The 17,416-nt window shown below is 44.0% G+C and carries 14 protein-coding genes; all 14 read right to left on the minus strand.

The features are described 5' to 3' along the window. Positions 1-28: 28 nt before the first annotated feature. Positions 29-646, minus strand: coding sequence for a sugar transferase (locus NSS82_RS26385; RefSeq protein WP_076272799.1), 618 nt, complete (start codon positions 644-646; stop codon positions 29-31). 47 nt (positions 647-693) lie between these two features. Continuing rightward, a complete protein-coding gene (locus tag NSS82_RS26390; protein WP_076272800.1) occupies positions 694-1,719 on the minus strand; it encodes a copper amine oxidase N-terminal domain-containing protein in 1,026 nt (341 codons plus the stop codon). Between the two features lie 2 nt (positions 1,720-1,721). Continuing rightward, positions 1,722-2,387, minus strand: coding sequence for a hypothetical protein (locus tag NSS82_RS26395; RefSeq protein ID WP_076272801.1), 666 nt, complete (start codon positions 2,385-2,387; stop codon positions 1,722-1,724). A 23-nt stretch (positions 2,388-2,410) separates the two neighbouring features. Next, a complete protein-coding gene (locus tag NSS82_RS26400) occupies positions 2,411-4,243 on the minus strand; it encodes a polysaccharide biosynthesis protein (protein ID WP_076272802.1) in 1,833 nt (610 codons plus the stop codon). Positions 4,244-4,284: 41 nt separating this feature from the next. Next, positions 4,285-4,971 carry a CpsD/CapB family tyrosine-protein kinase gene (locus tag NSS82_RS26405; protein ID WP_036685074.1) on the minus strand — a complete coding sequence of 229 codons (687 nt, stop codon included), beginning with the start codon at positions 4,969-4,971 and terminating at the stop codon, positions 4,285-4,287. Continuing rightward, positions 4,952-5,731 (minus strand): YveK family protein, encoded by a 780-nt coding sequence (locus NSS82_RS26410; protein ID WP_076272803.1) that lies wholly within the window; start codon positions 5,729-5,731, stop codon positions 4,952-4,954. Before NSS82_RS26410 ends, NSS82_RS26405 begins: the two co-directional genes overlap by 20 nt. 119 nt (positions 5,732-5,850) lie before the next feature. After that, positions 5,851-7,842, minus strand: a complete 1,992-nt coding sequence (locus tag NSS82_RS26415) for an S-layer homology domain-containing protein (RefSeq protein ID WP_076272804.1) — start codon at positions 7,840-7,842, stop codon at positions 5,851-5,853. Between the two features lie 135 nt (positions 7,843-7,977). Next, a complete protein-coding gene (locus NSS82_RS26420) occupies positions 7,978-8,760 on the minus strand; it encodes a tyrosine-protein phosphatase (protein WP_076142033.1) in 783 nt (260 codons plus the stop codon). 105 nt (positions 8,761-8,865) lie between these two features. Then, positions 8,866-9,534, minus strand: coding sequence for a ribosome biogenesis GTP-binding protein YihA/YsxC (gene yihA / locus NSS82_RS26425; RefSeq protein WP_036685063.1), 669 nt, complete (start codon positions 9,532-9,534; stop codon positions 8,866-8,868). A 12-nt stretch (positions 9,535-9,546) separates the two neighbouring features. Next, positions 9,547-11,910 (minus strand): endopeptidase La, encoded by a 2,364-nt coding sequence (gene lon / locus NSS82_RS26430; protein WP_076099438.1) that lies wholly within the window; start codon positions 11,908-11,910, stop codon positions 9,547-9,549. Positions 11,911-12,144: 234 nt separating this feature from the next. Beyond that, positions 12,145-13,854 (minus strand): ATP-dependent protease LonB, encoded by a 1,710-nt coding sequence (gene lonB / locus NSS82_RS26435; protein WP_076224629.1) that lies wholly within the window; start codon positions 13,852-13,854, stop codon positions 12,145-12,147. Positions 13,855-15,157: 1,303 nt separating this feature from the next. Next, a complete protein-coding gene (locus NSS82_RS26440; protein ID WP_340960845.1) occupies positions 15,158-15,433 on the minus strand; it encodes a hypothetical protein in 276 nt (91 codons plus the stop codon). After that, positions 15,411-16,082 (minus strand): BlaI/MecI/CopY family transcriptional regulator, encoded by a 672-nt coding sequence (locus NSS82_RS26445; protein ID WP_076272805.1) that lies wholly within the window; start codon positions 16,080-16,082, stop codon positions 15,411-15,413. The genes NSS82_RS26440 and NSS82_RS26445 overlap by 23 nt, the downstream gene beginning before the upstream one ends. A gap of 202 nt (positions 16,083-16,284) precedes the next feature. After that, positions 16,285-17,412: a flavodoxin-dependent (E)-4-hydroxy-3-methylbut-2-enyl-diphosphate synthase gene (gene ispG, locus NSS82_RS26450; RefSeq protein ID WP_036685055.1), complete on the minus strand. Its 1,128-nt coding sequence runs from the start codon at positions 17,410-17,412 to the stop codon at positions 16,285-16,287. Positions 17,413-17,416 lie beyond the last annotated feature (4 nt).

A 17,416-nucleotide genomic window follows, 5' to 3' on the forward strand; every position in this document is an offset into this window, starting at 1 on the left:
ATATTCACCCAGCTTTCGCTCTTTCTACTTAGATATCTAGAGTACTTCCAGAGAACATCGGCATTGTATCGTTCTGAGAATTATTTATTCCTTCTCTTACTAGAACGTTCTTTATGGTTTTAAAGACAATTTTAGTATCCAAACTGAGGCTAATATGATCTACATACCAAACGTCATATTGAAATTTTTCTTCCCAACTGATGGTATTCCTACCGTTCACCTGGGCCCATCCAGAAATGCCAGGGACCACTTCATGTCTACGATTTTGTTCAGGAGTATAATGTTTAAGATATTGCACTAGTAAAGGACGGGGACCAATAAAGCTCATGTCGCCTTTGAGAATATTGAATAATTGCGGCAATTCATCTATACTACATTTTCTCAAAAAGGAACCTACTCTAGTCATTCTTAGTATGTCAGGTAATAGATTTCCATCTTGGTCAGTCTCTAATGACATTGTTCTGAACTTATACACTGTAAATATCTTTCCCATCTTACCAGGTCGCTTCTGACGAAATAAAACAGGACCTTTCGAACCAATCTTGATAGCTATAGTTGCTGCTAACATGATAGGTGAAGATAAAATGATTAAAAAACAAGCAGTGATCCAATCAAGTGTTTTTTTTACAACTAAGTAAGGCTTCATCCATCACTCAACCTCTGCATATATATTGATAAAGAAACAGCGGATATTTAATCCGCCATTCCCGCAGCCAGATCTTTCCCTAACTGAAGCTGTGATTCAAATTCACTTTTATATTGACTAATAATCTCCGTGCTATACCCATTGCTGTTCAGTTTTTGTTCAGCATCAGCAACTATACTATTGAAGCTAGCAGTGAATGAGGCTAGTTGTTGTACCCCTTTAGCTTTTATACTTTTCTTACTCGCCTCATCTGTTGCTCCAACATACTCAAATGCAATACTCATTAATGTCGATTGACTTTGATTTTTAAGCGCCGTAAGCTTAGCTTCTGTGTCACTAGTGATAGTTTCATATGAAACCTTTCCAGTTCCTGCAGAACCACCACCTGTTGCACCTGTTGTATCCGTTGGCGCTGGTGTCGCTACTGGAGATGGGCCCTTGCCATTGTCATTGTTTGTCAATCCATTAGTGGTTTGTTCCTGATAAGCCTTGGAAGCTGCAGTAATGGTCTTCGTCTTCTGATCCCAGCTAATGTTATGACCTACAGATTCCGATAAAAAACGTAGAGGCACATATAAGGAACCATTCAGGATGAAGCTAGATTGACCTGTAGGCAAAGCCTTGGTTGCATCGTTAAATACATAACTTGCCTTAACTTGATTGAGGACAATATTCTTCGCTGCTGCTGAAGTACTATTCCCGTTCTTTGCATTCATTAGATATTCTTTAATCACAACTAGCTCTGAGCTGCTAGGCTCTGCTACGGTAACTTTAACGTTTTTAGCATCCCAAGCTACGCTCTTCTGTAAAGCATATGACATAAACCGTAATGGAACATAAGTTGTATTGTTGTACATGAATACATACTGACCTGCGGGTGGCTGAATACTCACACCGTCAAAAATCAAATTCACGTTCATACTTTGTACTTTAATCGTATTAGTTGCAGCCTTAGGCGTTGCACTTGGTACTGCCGCTGCTGATACTGATATAGGTGCTGATGCTGTTAAGGGTGCTAAACCAATTGAAGCAATTAACGATAAAGCCACGACTGATAATGTTGCTTTAGACATATTTATTCACTTCCCTTTTCTTTCGCTTTTAATTGTTCTTCTTCAGCAATGATTTGGTCATGTGTTTTCCCTTGACTGACTCCGTACTTCTTAGCAATCTGAGAAAGCTCATTGTACTGCTCTGTGGATACTTTACCTAGGATGATACTGCGCGCCTCACGCTTCTCCTCAGTCGTTAAGCCACCCTTTGCCAAATCTTTAAGACGATTAATATCGGATACGCTAAGTTGACCAAGAACAATAGAAGCAACATCTGCTTTATCCTTAATCGTTACATTTTCTTGAATTTGCTTAGCTTTATCTGTGGAGACCTGTGCTGTGTAACCATCTGAAGAGCCATCTTTTTGATCTGATGATGGAGCTTTGGTCGGTTCAGCAGATTTATCATTGTTTCCTTGATTACTACTTCCCTTGTCATTTGCTGGTGGAGTAGTAGGTGCCATGGACTCTACAGGTTCAACATTACTATCACCAACTGTATCAGTTGGTGCCGATCCTTGATCTTGACCACCACCAACATTATCCTCAGACTCAAGATCAAAACCATCTACCATTGAATTCATCAGCTTATCGACAGCGTAATTCGCGGCGAACAAGCCGCCAACACCCAGCACTACAATAACTGACAGCGTCCATAAAAGGATCTTTCTCCATCGTTTGTTGAACACTTTATATCCCCCTTTATGAATAGTTAGCTAATAGCAACTTGGGCAACGGGCTGCATTGGTACAATCTGATTGATTATTTCGCGGATGACTTCTGGTTCCTCAGCGAGAACACGTTCCAAACGTTTAAATTCCAGTTCTAACTGGTTCAGACTTATGACATTAGGTTTACCGATAAAGATTCTTCCATGATCGGTAGAGCCTAAATTCTCTTCATCTGTAAGCAACTCTTCATATAACTTCTCACCCTCACGAATACCGGAGAAATGAATATCAATGTCCTTATAGGGTTCATATCCAGAGAGCGTGATTAAGTCTTCCGCCAACGTTAGAATCTTAACCGGCTCTCCCATATCCAGAATGAATACTTCTCCGCCTTTGGCGAAAGAACCAGATTGGATGACAAGCTGTACTGCTTCCGGAATCGTCATGAAATAACGCACCATTTCTGGATGTGTCACAGTGACTGGACCTCCGGCAGCGATCTGCTGCTTAAAGGCTGGAATTACACTACCACGACTGCCAAGAACATTTCCAAAACGCACAGCAGAAAACTTCGTTTGACTTGTAGTGTGCAGGCTCTGCACATACATTTCCGCAATCCGTTTAGTAGCACCCATTACACTGGTTGGGTTAACCGCCTTATCAGAAGAGATCATTACGAATCTCTCGGCACCATATTTATCTGCACAATCCGCAACATTTTTGGTGCCAAAAACATTATTTTTAATGGCTTCCGAAGGGTTCCGCTCCATTAAAGGAACGTGTTTATGTGCTGCTGCGTGAAAGACTACATGCGGTCTATGGCCACTGAATATGTCCATCATTCGACTGCGATCCTGCACATCTGCTATCACGGTTACAATGTTCAACTCCGGAAAACTCTTACGAAGTTCCATTTCAATCGTGTAAATACTGTTCTCACCGTGTCCAAGTAACAATAGCTTGTCCGGACCAAAAGGAGCAATCTGCCGGCATAACTCCGAACCAATAGAGCCGCCAGCCCCCGTAACTAACACCGTCTTATGATGTACATAACCTAAAATACTGTTCAAATCAGCTACGTTCGGTTCACGTCCTAATAAATCTTCTACACTAACATCCCGAAGTTTCTTAACTGATATTTTCCCAGCGATCAGATCGTTAAGAGCCGGGATTATCTTCAGCTTAGCTCCAGTCTTTTTGGCAAGATTAATAATCTCAGAAATCTCAGTACGTGAAACAGAGGGCATGGCAATAATAATCTCATGAATTTCTCTTTCTTTCACAATAGCGGGGATTGCATATCGATTACCTAATACAGGAACACCCAATATATACATATGGTATTTATTCGCATTATCATCAATGAAACCGACTAATTTGGTATGTGCAAAAGAGGGTCCCATCATTTCCCGAGCAATTAATAACCCACAATCACCAGCACCTACAATTAGTGTATGGGTCTTAGTGTCTTTGTAATTGATTCGGTCATTATGAAGTACTCTCCATAAAAATCGAACTCCACCTACTAATAAAAGAATAGTCTCCATGGACCGAACTTCTATGGCAAAAGGTACTCTATCCGGCAAAATTAGATACGCCAGTGCAAATGAAAATAAAGACCCTACTACAATAGCTTTAGAAACCGATATAATCTCACCGATACTGGCATATTGCCACATTCTTCGGTAAAGACCGAAGTATATCAGGCTTCCACCAAATGCAAATGTTGCAATCAAACCAAATTGCAGCATCTGTACAACATATTCCTGAAGAGCATGGTTAGGGTACCGAAACAAATAAGATGTCACAATACTGAACCAAATGATCGCAAGATCAATGAAGAATAAAAGAATCACTCTAGATTTCGCTGTCATTTTCAGTGCCTCCAAAAATAACATTTTTAATTATGAATAAATCAATTTCCATAGTAGTAGTAATAGTACCCTTCACTAGCTTTACGTTTTACATTATTGAGAACAACGCCGAGCATTTTTGCACCTACACGATCTAGATTAGCTTTAGCTTTTACTGCGATATCGCGTTTTACCTTACCATAGCTGACAACCATAATAACGCCATCACTCTTCGAGGCCACAATTTGTGCATCCGTAACCGCTAATAGTGGTGGAGTATCAATAAGAATGACATCATACCGCTGACGCAAATCCTGTAAAAGAGTGCTCATCCGATTAGATGCCATCATTTCCGCCGGGTTGGGCGGGATTGGTCCAGAGGTCATGATTGAAAGATTATTAACACCAGAATCTTGGACAGTGTCCTCAAGAACTGCCTGCTGAGACAGTAGGGAGGATAAACCAAAACGGTTACTTAGTGTAAAAGTCTTATGTGCCGTTGGCTTCCGCAAATCGGCATCAATCAACAATACTCTTTTATCTGCTTGTGCGTAAGCTGCCGCCAGGTTAGCAGATACCGTAGATTTACCTTCTTCCGGTCCGGATGAAGTGACCATAATCACTTGAATAGTCTGATCTACAGAAGAAAAATCAATATTCGTGCGCAATGCGCGAAACGCTTCAGAGACAGGAGAGCGTGGGTTCGTAACGGTGATCAGATGGCGTTGTTTATTTGGAAGCTGTGACATGTTCGAGGTCCCCCGCCTTTCTGGATGATTGTTTCTGTGTTTGTGCGGCACCTTGCTTGCTTTCATCTTGACCCAATCTTGTAATCATAGCTATGGTAGGCAAACCAAGATACTTCTCAATATCAGCTTCTGTCTTCAGGGTGTCATCCATATATTCCAGCAGGAAGGCAATCCCTAATCCAATCATCAAAGAGACGATAAAAGCAATAGCTATGTTCAGTAAAACATTTGGTTCTACCGGCCGGGGCTCAACAGTTGGATTCACTTTAGCTTCATTCAGAATCGATACATTTTCCACATTAAATAGACTTGGAATTTCTTCCTTGAACACAAGTGAAATGGCATTCACGATTTCAGCAGCCCGCTGATAAGAATTATCTCGAACGACAAGTGTCATCACCTGCGTATTATTTACGGAACTCACATTAACCTTTTTTAATAGCTCTTCCGCAGTAATATTGAATTGCGGATAATCCTTTGTAACAATATCAAGGATGGCCGGAGTCTTAATAATTTCCTTATACGTATTAATTAATTGAATATTGGTATTAATCTGGTTTAAATCAAGCTGCCCCACCGCTGACTGCGTCGGTGTTTGGTTAACGATAATCTTCGTGGATGCCTCATATACCGGGTTTTTAATATACAGACTATATACACCAGCAATACCGCACACCAATACAACTATGCTGAAAATGAGCCATAGTCTCTTCCTGACGATCTGAAAATAATCGCGAAGATCCAATTCTTGTGATGACAAGTGAAATTACCCCCAAGCTATTTCTGAAATATTTCGATGCCTGTTCAAATCTTCCCTATTTGCAAAAAAATCGCCTCCTCTCACCTACATGAGAGGAGGCTGTATACTATAAGTTTTATTTACTTGAAGTTAATAGTACGGTAGATAATTACTGCTGCTTCAGCACGGGTAGCTGTATCGTTCGGGTTGAACTTGCCAGCATTTCCGATAACCAGGTTGTGGCTTGCTGCAAACGCTACGCCATCTCTTAGGGATGCACTGATCTTAGCAGCATCAGAGAATTTGCTGATTGCAGTAGAATCGGTTTTTGCATCAGGATTGATAGATTTCAACGCACGGGAGATCATTGTTGCCATTTCTGCACGTGTAATAGTTGCATTAGGATCAAATTTGGCCGCACTGCGTCCAGTAATAATCCCTTTTTCTGCTGCAACTGCTACATATGGTGCATACCAAGCAGTTGAACTTACATCGCTAAAGCTTTGTACAGCAGAGTTGTTTTCCAGGTTAAGCGCACGAATCAGCATTTTGGAGAACTCAGCACGAGTTACGTTGCTCTTCGGTGCAAATTTACCTGCTCCGACTCCTTCAATCGCACCTTTAGCAGCGACGACTTGAATTTGTCTGCCAGCCCATGCTTGTACAGCAGCAATATCATTAAAGGAGACTTTATTCTCAAGTACTGCGTAAGAAGAGAATGTATCACGTGGTTCTACGATGAAATCTCCATCAAGAACTCCACCTTGGAATTGCAGGTCGCCGTATACAAGCTTACCAACGGAAAGCAATTCTTTATCAAGACCATCTGTATTCTTAAGTGGCAGTTTGATAGTAATTGGTTGTTTAAATGTACTTTGTACTACACCGTTCACACTAAGTGTGAATTCATACACATCCGAAGCCAATTTCAGCTTGGTAACGGAAGTTACAACTTCTGGTTTAGCTGTAGTTACTGTCAATGAAATTGCTGTGCTGAATTGGCTTACAGGAATCGTTACAGTTACACCGTTGAAAGTAACGGCGATATTCGCAATACCTTTAGCTTTTGCAGCTTCAATAATGGCTTGGGAAAGTGGAACTTCAACTGTAGTAGCGTTTACTGTTCCCAGATTTAAGGTCAAAGTAAGACCAGTTTTACCAGGGTTCGCTGCAACCAGCTTATCAAATTCTTTAATTACATCAGCATCAACCAATTTCAAGGTTGCTTTACCGTCAACAATGCTTACGAGCTTGGATACATCGTAGATTCCTGGAGTTTGAACAGGAGCTACAGGAGTTGTAACACTTCCATTCCCGCTTCCACCGTTACTACCACCATTATTACCACCATTACCGTTGCCATTATCGCCTAATCCGTAGGCTTTAATATAAGCAAATGCAAGTGATTTCGCCGCAGGTTTTGCGGATTTAATATTATTGTTCAGGTTCTTCAGTGTTTGCTTCACATCACTAGCAGTAACTCCAAGCTTGTCCAACGCTTGACTTACTGTGAGTGCTCCTGCTCCTGTTGTATGGCTCAATACTTTTGCAATAGCTTCATCCAACAAAGTATCGTATCCAGATTCAGAAGTTAGGATTGCCAACAAATCTGCAGTTGACTTGCTGCTTACCAGTGCACGAAGTTCTGTTTCAATGCTGCTCAAGAATTCAGAAACACTATCAACAGTAAGTCCAGACACACCCGCTTTCTTTGCAATTTTGCTCAGCAAAGCAATGTTTTTGTCGTCGTTACGGATCACTTGAATTTCGGAGAAGTCATTGCCATAGACGTCGTATACTACACTAGTAACGCTTTGGAACAATTTAAGTGATGTTTTTGTTTCTTCTGCATCCAGTGAAAGATTCTTCAGAATTGGAGCAAAAATTTCTACGAATTCTGCCTCATCCAGTGCTGCAACCTCAGTCTTCAAATTGTAGAGATAAACTGCATCTGTTGCGGTCAATTGTTTGTAAACAGCAAGAACCTTATCCTTAACTGCTGTACTGCTACTAACTGTAGCCGCAGATGCTGTACCTACTGCTCCAAGGCTTCCCAACGGAAGACCCGCTACGGATGCTGCTACCATACTTGCTGCTAATGTTGATACTACTAGTTTCTTTTTCAAAGTCACTAAATATCCACCTCTTCTTATGTATTAAAATACTGTACTACCATAGACCTAGAACAATTCGCCCAAATGCTACGCTATTACGAATAGCATTAAATCACCCAATAAAACCCATTCTACCACTATAAGGTAGATTAGTCAGCCCTTTCGGAAAAAAAATCCAAACAATTTTTGTCGGTTTCTCCTTGTTTGTACGTGTTTTCCATGAATAACCTCGCCATTGGTCATAATTTGCTGAGCATTGCCGCGAACATAGTCACGCAGCTCAGGGCCTAATTCTTTCTCCATAACCACATAAGCAGCGTTTAATCCAAAAGGACGATGAACACTGTCATGTGCATCAGAGGCCAACACATGTACTGCATTTCTACGGCATAGCTCCAGCGACAATTTCTGTAGCTTATTCCCGAAAACGCCTGCAAGACTCTGTGCGGTTACCTGCCCAAGTGATCCTAGCTCTATCAATCTCTCTAGTTTAGAAGGATCAGCAGCTATTTCAGCATTGCGCTCCGGATGGGCGATGACCGGAACGAACCCTTGAATGATCAGCTCGTGGCAGATTTCTTCCATGTTACGTGGTACTCGTGAAGAAGGCATTTCCAGTAAAATATACCGCGAATCTGCAAGACTCAGCAGTTCCCCCCGCTCCAGATCATTCAGCAGCTCCCCGTAGATACGGATCTCTTGACCTGGAAGAACAAGCAGTGGATTACCAGCCTGACGAAGTCTCTCATTCATCAACTCCACAGCTTCTTTAATCTTGGGGGCGTTATTCATATATTGACCGTTGGCATGATGTGGCGTGGCGATGACTGAAGTAATCCCTTCTCTGTGGGCGTCTTGCGCCATGGCAAGAGCAGCTTCCCAATCAGAGGCTCCGTCATCCAAAAAGGGTAAGATGTGGCAGTGAATATCTATCATATGTTATCTATCGGTCCTTTTCCATAGAAATTTTAGTTTTATCAACAAAAAAAATACAACCATTCCCACCAGGAATGGTTGCTTGATTGTAAATGAGTTCATATCTTACGCTTCGGTTGACTCCTCTTGCTGAGATTCATTTGCTATCATTTCAGCATCCTCTGAATCCGGAGATTCATTCTCAGAAGGGCGAATATACCCATCAATTAAGCCCCAAAGCTCGTCTTTGCCGAGACCAATTTCCGAGGAGAATGGAATAAAATTATCCCCTGGCAGCACACCCAGCTCCTGCTTCATGGTCTTGATATGTTTTTGCCAGCGTGTCTTCGGAATTTTATCCGCTTTGGTCGCTACAACACACATAGGAAGATCATAATGCTTCAACCAGTCGAACATCATCTTATCATTGCTGGTAGGCGAATGCCGCAGGTCCACAATAAGCAGAACCAGCTTTAACGTATCGCGCTCAGAGAGGTATTTCTCAACCATTTTCCCCCACACCGCACGTTGCGTCTTGGAGACTTTGGCATACCCGTAACCTGGAAAGTCAACAAAATACATGCTGTCTTCATTGATACGGTAATAGTTCATGTGTTGTGTCTTACCAGGCGTGGAGCTTGTCCGAGCCAGATTCTTACGGTTAATCATTCGGTTAATGAGGGAAGACTTCCCCACATTGGAACGCCCTGCCAGAGCAACCTCTGGCAAGGAATCATCAGGGTACTGATCAGGGCCAACGGCACTGATAATAAATTCGGCAATATTAACTTTCATAGGACTTCCTTTCTAATGCACACTACTCGGTGGCTCACTGCTAATTTCATTATGATGCTCAACTAACGCATGATGCAAGACCTGATCCATATTAGATACCGGTACGAACTCAACATCATTACGTACGCTCTCAGGAATATCTTTCAAATCCCGTTCATTGTCTTTGGGAAGAAGGATCTTTTTATATCCAGCTCGGTGAGCGGCAAGAGATTTCTCTTTCAATCCACCAATTGGCAAAACACGTCCCCGCAAGGTAATCTCACCTGTCATCGCCACATCCTTGGAAACATAACGTTTCGTGAGTGCGGAGATCAATGCGGTTGCGATCGTAATCCCTGCAGACGGACCATCCTTCGGAATTGCACCTTCCGGAATATGGATATGAATATCAATCTTCTCATAAAAATCGGGCTGGAGTCCCAGCTCCTCCGCCTTCGAACGAGTATAGCTGAATGCGGCCTGTGCCGACTCCTTCATTACATCGCCCAGCTGTCCGGTGAGGGTTAGTTTACCTGTTCCCTGCACAACCGTAACTTCGATCAGCAGTGTATCCCCACCGACCTCAGTCCAAGCCAGCCCAGTGACGGTACCAATCTGATCTTCAAGCTCGGCCATACCGTAACGATATTTGGAAGCCCCAAGATAATCCTTGATGTCGTCAGGAAGAATGATCACTTTCTCTTTTTCCTCAGACACGATTTGTTTCGCAGCTTTGCGGCATAATGCTGCAATCTGCTGCTCCAAATTACGCACACCGGATTCACGGGTATATTCGCGGACAATGCGTAATAAGCTATCGTCTTCGATAATCAGTTGATCTTCTGCAAGACCATGGTTTTTCTTCTGCTTAGGCAACAGATAACGGCTGCCGATTTGCAGTTTCTCCAGTTCCGTATAACCTGGAATGAACAGCATTTCCATCCGGTCCAGCAATGGACGCGGAATATTATGCACTACGTTCGCTGTTGTTACAAACATTACGTTCGACAAGTCGAACGGCAGCTCTACAAAATGATCACTAAACGTGTTGTTTTGTTCTGGATCCAGTACCTCAAGCAGCGCTGAAGATGGATCTCCACGGAAATCCGCAGCCATCTTATCGATTTCATCCAATAGGATAACCGGATTAATCGTACCCGCCGTCTTCATGCCTTGGATAATCCGCCCCGGCATCGCACCTACATAAGTCCGGCGATGACCTCGAATCTCCGCCTCATCACGTACACCGCCTAACGAGATACGGACGAACTTGCGGTTGAGCGAACGGGCGATGGAACGAGCCAGTGAGGTTTTGCCCACACCTGGAGGACCTACAAGACATAGAATAGGACCCTTAAGCTTCTTAACCAGCTGCTGAACGGCCAAATATTCCAATACCCGTTCCTTTGGTTTTTCCAAACCGTAGTGATCCTCATCAAGTACCTGCTCGGCCTTTTTGATGTCAAGATCATCCTCTGTCTGTTCACTCCAAGGGAGACTGAGCAGCCAATCTACATAGTTGCGAATGACGCCGCCTTCCGCAGAGCTGACTGGCATTTTTTCCAGACGATCGATTTCTTTCTCCATCTTTTCCTTCACACGTTCTGGAACATTTTTCTCTTCCATTAGCGTCCGCAGCTCTTCCGCTTCTCCTACCCGGCCTTCCTTCTCGCCGAGCTCTTTCTGGATCGCTTTCATTTGCTCACGCAAATAATATTCCTTCTGCGTCTTTTCCATTTGTTTTTTGACACGTTGATTGATCTTACGTTCAAGCTCCAGCACTTCACGCTCATTATTAAGAATATCAAGAAGCTTCTCCAACCGTTTACTAACATCAATCGTCTCAAGAATTTCTTGCTTATCCTTAATTTTTAGCGATAAATGACTCGTAATGACATCCGCAAGTCGACCAGGCTCTTCTATATCGGATACAGCAGCGAGGGTCTCTGGGGTCACTTTTTTGGATAACGTAATATAGTGTTCGAACTGATTGAGTACTGTACGCATCAGCGCGTCACATTCTTGATCGCTATCTACATCTTCCGGCAGCTCACGCGCCATAACCTCATAGTACTCATCATTATCGATATAATTAATAATTTCGGCCCGTTCTACACCTTCAACCAGTACACGTATCGTACCGTTTGGAAGCTTCAACATTTGCCGCACATTGGCGACAGTACCGACCCGAAAAATATCGTCCTGACCTGGCTCTTCAATATTCACTTCCGACTGGGAACAAAGAAGAATCAAATTATCTTCAACCATAGCTTTCTCTAACGCCCGAACTGACTTCTCACGGCCCACATCCAAGTGAAGAACCATGCTTGGGTACACAAGAAGCCCTCTTAGCGGCAATAAAGGAAAACGACGACCTTTTGTTTTATTTGTCATCATCGCTTTCGCACCTCCCATGGCTCTCAATTAATCTCATATGCATTCATTCTAACAAAAGCAGCCCCAAAACACCAACAGAGTCCTTAGATTTCAAGAAGAACCGACTTGCTTTTCCTTAAATAGAGACAACGTTTCTTGTAGCATTTAAAAAGGAAGCAGCAGAATTGCCTGCAGCCTCCTTTATTTTACAGCGACAAATCTCACCTTATTCTTCGAATTAGGGATCAATTTTGTTTAACCCTTTGCAGATTCACCAGCGGCATCGGCCTTTAGGAGTGAGGGTGCTGCAGAGAACAGCTCTCCAGCAACTGCAGGCAGCCTTACATCTGCTGTATCGGCACCGAACAGGTGACGGAACACCTCTTCTACTGTTTCCATTGGAATAACGCGTAATGGCGCAAGGTCAGCGAAGAGAGACTGCCAGTTTTCTTTTGGAATAAGCACTGTAGTGGCTCCAGCTTGAAAAGCAGCTTCCACTTTGGCAATTACACCACCCACTGGCTTGACTCGTCCATGGATGCCTATCTCACCTGTGATCGCTACAGTGTTATCCACGGGAAGTCCACGAATAGCAGATACGATTGCTACTGCCATCGCCACCCCTGCCGAAGGCCCGTCAATCGGTGTTCCACCTGGAAAATTCACATGTAGATCATAACGATCGGGCTCCAGATTCATCGTACGCAGTACGGTCAATACATTCTCAACCGAGCCCTTTGCCATACTTTTTCTCCGAATCGTGCGGGAGCCTCCACCGATCTCTTCTTCATCCACCACACCTGTCACGTTCAGTCTGCCCTGGCCGTTCACAGCAGGCGCTGCGGAGACTTCGATTTCGAGCAGAGTACCCATCCCCGGTCCATACACGGCAAGACCATTGACTAATCCAATCTGCGGTGCCGAAGGAATCTTGCGTTCCGTACGCAGCGGAAGCTGGCTGCTGCCCGCTACCCATTCCACATCAGCAGCATTTAGTGTATCTCTCTGTTCAGTTAAAGCTAATCCGGCAGCCAGTTGAATCATATTAACTGCTTCCCGGCCGTTGGTTGCATACTGCTGCACCACAGTGACAGCTTCCGGACTTGGTTTAAGCCCGATTTTCTGTATCGCGTCACGCGCGATGACGGCAATCTCATCCGGCAGCAGCGGGCGGAAATAAATCTCCATGCAGCGCGAACGCAATGCAGGTGAAATCTCATCCGGAGAACGCGTAGTAGCGCCAACTAGCCGGAAATCAGCAGGCAATCCATTTTGAAAAATATCATGAATATAAGCCGGAGTATTATTATCCTCCGAATTATAATAAGCGCTCTCTAGCAGTACCTTCCGGTCCTCAAGCACTTTAAGCAGCTTATTCATCTGAATGGGGTGAAGCTCTCCTATCTCATCCAGAAAAAGAATCCCGCCATGCGCCTTAGTCACCGCTCCCGGTTTCGGCTGTGGCACGCCCGCCACCCCCATGGCTCCTGCACCCTGATAAATAGGATCATGCACGGATCCGATCAACGGGTCAGCAATACCACGCTCATCAAAACGAGCGGTTGTGGCATCAATCTCTGTGAATTTGGCGTCACTTTTAAAAGGAGAAAGCACATTCTTTTTCGCCTCTTCCATGACAACACGCGCTGCCGCAGTCTTGCCGACTCCCGGCGGACCATAAATAATCACATGCTGCGGATTAGCGCTGCAAAGTGCGGCTTTCAGGGCGCGCAGCCCATCCTTTTGCCCGACAATATCTCCAATAGAAGCCGGACGTGTTTTCTCCGACAATGGTTTAGTTAATGTAATCATCCGCATTTTCCGTAACTTGTCCAGTTCCTTGCGCGACTCTCGTTCTACCGCTGACTTATTTGTCTTCTGACCCCGCAGCAGATTCCAAAAGTATACGCCGATAACCAGCGCGAAAAAGAGCTGCACGATCATCACAACTATACTTAATTCCATAGGTCATCCTCCTGTTTCGTTCAGTCTACCTTTCCACCCTTGGCTACTATTAGGTAGTATAGCCGTTTCGGTAATTAGTAAACGCGAATTTGCGGATTTGTTGAATTGTTGCCGTAGGATAGACTCTGATAATTAACTATAAGGGCAATAATGAGTGTGGGGAGTGCAAATGTAGCTTATGTAAATTTAAAAAAGGAGATTGTTGAGGTGGTTAGAAAGGAGATTGGAGAAGAAGGAATGCGGAGGAGTGCGGAAGTAAAGGAGGGATGAAGAGGAATGCGGAAAATCGCGGAGAAATACGGGAGAGATTAGTGGAAAGGGAATTTGAGGAACTGTGGTGATATGTCGAGCCGTTGAACTTAGTAACTGAGGATCGTGATCGATGCTATGTAGGGTGAGGAACCTAATTCTGCGACTTTACAGCTAAGGGTGAGGAAGTTGGGAGTTTCCTGTAGATGTTAGTTAGTTAGTTAGTTAGTTAGTTAGTTAGTTGAGTTCGTCGAGGTACTTTTAGAAGCTGAGTTACTCTAGAAACTGAGTCAACTGGGACGGTGAGCTACTTCTAGAGGTTGAGTCAGCTGGGAATGGTGAGCTACTTCTAGAGACTAAGTCAGCTGGGCACGGTGAGTTACTTCTAGAGGCTAAGTCAGCTGGACACGGTGAGTTACTTCTAGAGGCTAAGTCAGCTGGACACGGTGAGTTACTTCTAGAGGCTAAGTCAGCTGGGCACGGTGAGTTACTTCTAAGACGCAGAGTTAACTTAGTTTGCTGAACGTATGAGTTTTTATCTTCTATGTTCGTAGAAACAACCTATTTAGTACAAAATCTAAGTATCATTGGTACCCAGCCAAATAATTAGGGAAATACTCCCTATTTATCAGTGATTCACGACCTTTCAACTGCTAATTAGGGAAATACTCCCTGATTATCGGTCGAATCACACATAAATGGGAGAAATGCTCCTTTTATTAGGGAGTTTTTCCCTAAAAAGCTTGATTTCGAGCCATAATCGGCTTATTTCAGGGAGAATTTCCCTAATTGTTGGGTTTCAATTCATAACCGATTTCACATCAAGCTCCTTCACATACCTTCTTTTCAAATTCCCACTTTCAGCAAAAGTCATGGCCAAAATTGTTACGCCTATATGATCAGTCCCATCAAACTACTTCAGCTACACCTGCTCCATCAGCCACTTTTACTACTTTATCCATTTCAACATTAGCTACGTCATCTACACCAGTTACATCAGCTACAATAGCACCAACAACTCCATAAGTTCCACCAGATACATCAATTACATAGGCTAAACTGTTACATTAATTACTCCTACATAAACTACTTCAATAATATAGCCTCCATCAGCCATTAGCCACCAGCCACCAGCCACCAACCACCAACCACCAACCACCAACCACCAACCACCAACCACCAACCACCAACCACCAACCACCAACCACCAACCACCAACCACCAACCACCAACCACCAACCACCAACCACCAACCACCAGCCACCAGCCACCAGCCACCAGCCACCAGCCACCAGCCTTTACAATTATCAATCCCAGTAATAAAGAACATCACGAGCCAGCTTATACTCAACATTTTTGACGCCTATCCCCCTTCTTATAGGGGTTAGCCAGCCTTTTTCACAGAGATTCTTTAGCATCATGCGTACTGTTTTGGGATCTAGCGTGAAATAATCAGCGACTTCTTTAGGGCGTATCACCCCAGCTTGACGCACCACTAAACGCATGATTTCCTTCTCAGCGATTAGCAGTCTGTCACGTGGCGCATCTAAAATTTGGTAGCGGCTTAACGCCAAACGCAGCAGTGTAACACATAACTCAGGGCGCTGTTCAACATCATCGTAAGCAAATGAAATTACTTGATAACCCATTCCGTACAGAAAAGTTTCACGATTTAGCTCATTACAATACTTCAGCCTATCCATGTCTCTTACATGAGCTGCATACCCTTTAATCTCAAACAAGAGCTTGATCGGCCCCGGCAAAAAAGCAAAATCAGCAAAATAAGCCCGTCTCTGTAAATCCAGCACCTCATACTCCGGATGAAGATCATTGAAGTCACCACGAAGCGGCCACCAGACGTTCTGCAAAAATAATTTTTCTGCGTGGCCATGACCTCTCTCTAGCCTCCCCCACCGTTCGCCCGTTCTGCTTGCAAGATGCTGCGCAATAAATTTTTCATGGGCTTGTTCATAGTTCATGTTTACTCATCCCTTCCTCCAAAATGGAAATAAACGCAAAAAAAAACGCCCCATGGACCCCAGATTTACCGGAGCTGCACAGGGCGTTCTTCGCCACTTAGATCACCACTTACCTAACGTCACCCAAAATTACTATACGATGCTAAGAAGTGTTTATAATATTATGAGATTGAAAATTCTTATAAATACCATTCAGACCAAGTTACTTCGACTGCACCGGAGGTGCAAGGTTAGCGTGGGCGCGGCCTGGGATTTCGCCCGTTGCCTCGTAAGCCACCACGATCGCATCAATTTCCTTTTTCAACTCGTTTACGAGTTCTGCTTCAGGCACTTTACGGATCATTTGTCCGTAACGGAAAAGCAAACCTTCCCCACGAGCGCCAGCAATACCGATATCTGCTTCACGTGCCTCACCAGGACCATTAACAGCACAGCCAAGGACAGAAACTTTAATAGGCACCTTAAGCTTCGAAATGTATTCTTCCACCTCATTAGCGATGGAGAAAAGATCGATATCCAGTCGTCCGCAAGTCGGACAAGAGATCAGCGTCGCCGCGTTAGAGATCAGACCAAACGTCTTCAGCAGCTCACGCGCCACCTTAACCTCTTCAACCGGATCGGCACTAAGCGAGATACGCAGGGTGCTGCCGATGCCCATAGAGAGCAGTGCACCGATACCAGCGGAGCTTTTCACTGTACCCGCAAACAATGTGCCGGATTCTGTAATCCCCAAGTGTAGCGGATAAGGAATGACTTCCGCAGCCTGACGATAAGCTTCGATGGCCATTGGCACATCTGATGCTTTTAGAGAGACGATAATGTCGTGGAAATCCAGTTCCTCCAGAATACCAATATGGTATAATGCACTTTCTACCATGGCTTCTGGGGTTGGGTATCCGTATTTCTCCAAAAGGTGATTCTCCAAAGAACCGGCGTTTACACCAATCCGAATCGGAATTCCTTTTTCTTTACATGCTTTAACTACCGCTTCTACCTTTTCGCGGCGACCAATGTTCCCCGGATTAATCCGTACCTTATCGATGCCGTTCTCAATAGCCATCAACGCTAGCTTATAGTTGAAATGAATATCCGCTACGAGTGGGATATGAATCTGTTTCTTGATCTCCTTGATTGCGGCAGCCGCCTCTTCATTGTTGACAGTTACGCGTACCAGCTGGCAGCCTGCTTCCTCAAGCCGCAATATTTCAGCTACAGTAGCCTCCACATCAGCGGTTTTGGTTGTACACATGCTTTGAATCGCAACCTCGTTGTTTCCCCCAATAATGAGCCCGCCAACATTGACAGGACGGGTTTGGTGTCTCAAGAACATGATT

The organism is Paenibacillus sp. FSL H7-0735 (genome assembly GCF_038008505.1).
GTDB classification, from domain to species: Bacteria; Bacillota; Bacilli; order Paenibacillales; family Paenibacillaceae; genus Paenibacillus_AQ; species Paenibacillus_AQ odorifer.

What these genes read in the sequence shown, in the direction of transcription:
- NSS82_RS26385 (WP_076272799.1), bottom strand. Translation starts at nt 646, where the DNA reads ATGAAGCCTTACTTAGTTGTAAAAAAAACACTTGATTGGATCACTGCT.
- NSS82_RS26390 (WP_076272800.1), bottom strand. Translation starts at nt 1,719, where the DNA reads ATGTCTAAAGCAACATTATCAGTCGTGGCTTTATCGTTAATTGCTTCA.
- NSS82_RS26400 (WP_076272802.1), bottom strand. Translation starts at nt 4,243, where the DNA reads ATGACAGCGAAATCTAGAGTGATTCTTTTATTCTTCATTGATCTTGCG.
- NSS82_RS26405 (WP_036685074.1), bottom strand. Translation starts at nt 4,971, where the DNA reads ATGTCACAGCTTCCAAATAAACAACGCCATCTGATCACCGTTACGAAC.
- NSS82_RS26420 (WP_076142033.1), bottom strand. Translation starts at nt 8,760, where the DNA reads ATGATAGATATTCACTGCCACATCTTACCCTTTTTGGATGACGGAGCC.
- yihA (WP_036685063.1), bottom strand. Translation starts at nt 9,534, where the DNA reads ATGAAAGTTAATATTGCCGAATTTATTATCAGTGCCGTTGGCCCTGAT.
- lon (WP_076099438.1), bottom strand. Translation starts at nt 11,910, where the DNA reads ATGATGACAAATAAAACAAAAGGTCGTCGTTTTCCTTTATTGCCGCTA.
- lonB (WP_076224629.1), bottom strand. Translation starts at nt 13,854, where the DNA reads ATGGAATTAAGTATAGTTGTGATGATCGTGCAGCTCTTTTTCGCGCTG.
- NSS82_RS26440 (WP_340960845.1), bottom strand. Translation starts at nt 15,433, where the DNA reads ATGTTCTTTATTACTGGGATTGATAATTGTAAAGGCTGGTGGCTGGTG.
- NSS82_RS26445 (WP_076272805.1), bottom strand. Translation starts at nt 16,082, where the DNA reads ATGAACTATGAACAAGCCCATGAAAAATTTATTGCGCAGCATCTTGCA.
- ispG (WP_036685055.1), bottom strand. Translation starts at nt 17,412, where the DNA reads ATGTTCTTGAGACACCAAACCCGTCCTGTCAATGTTGGCGGGCTCATT.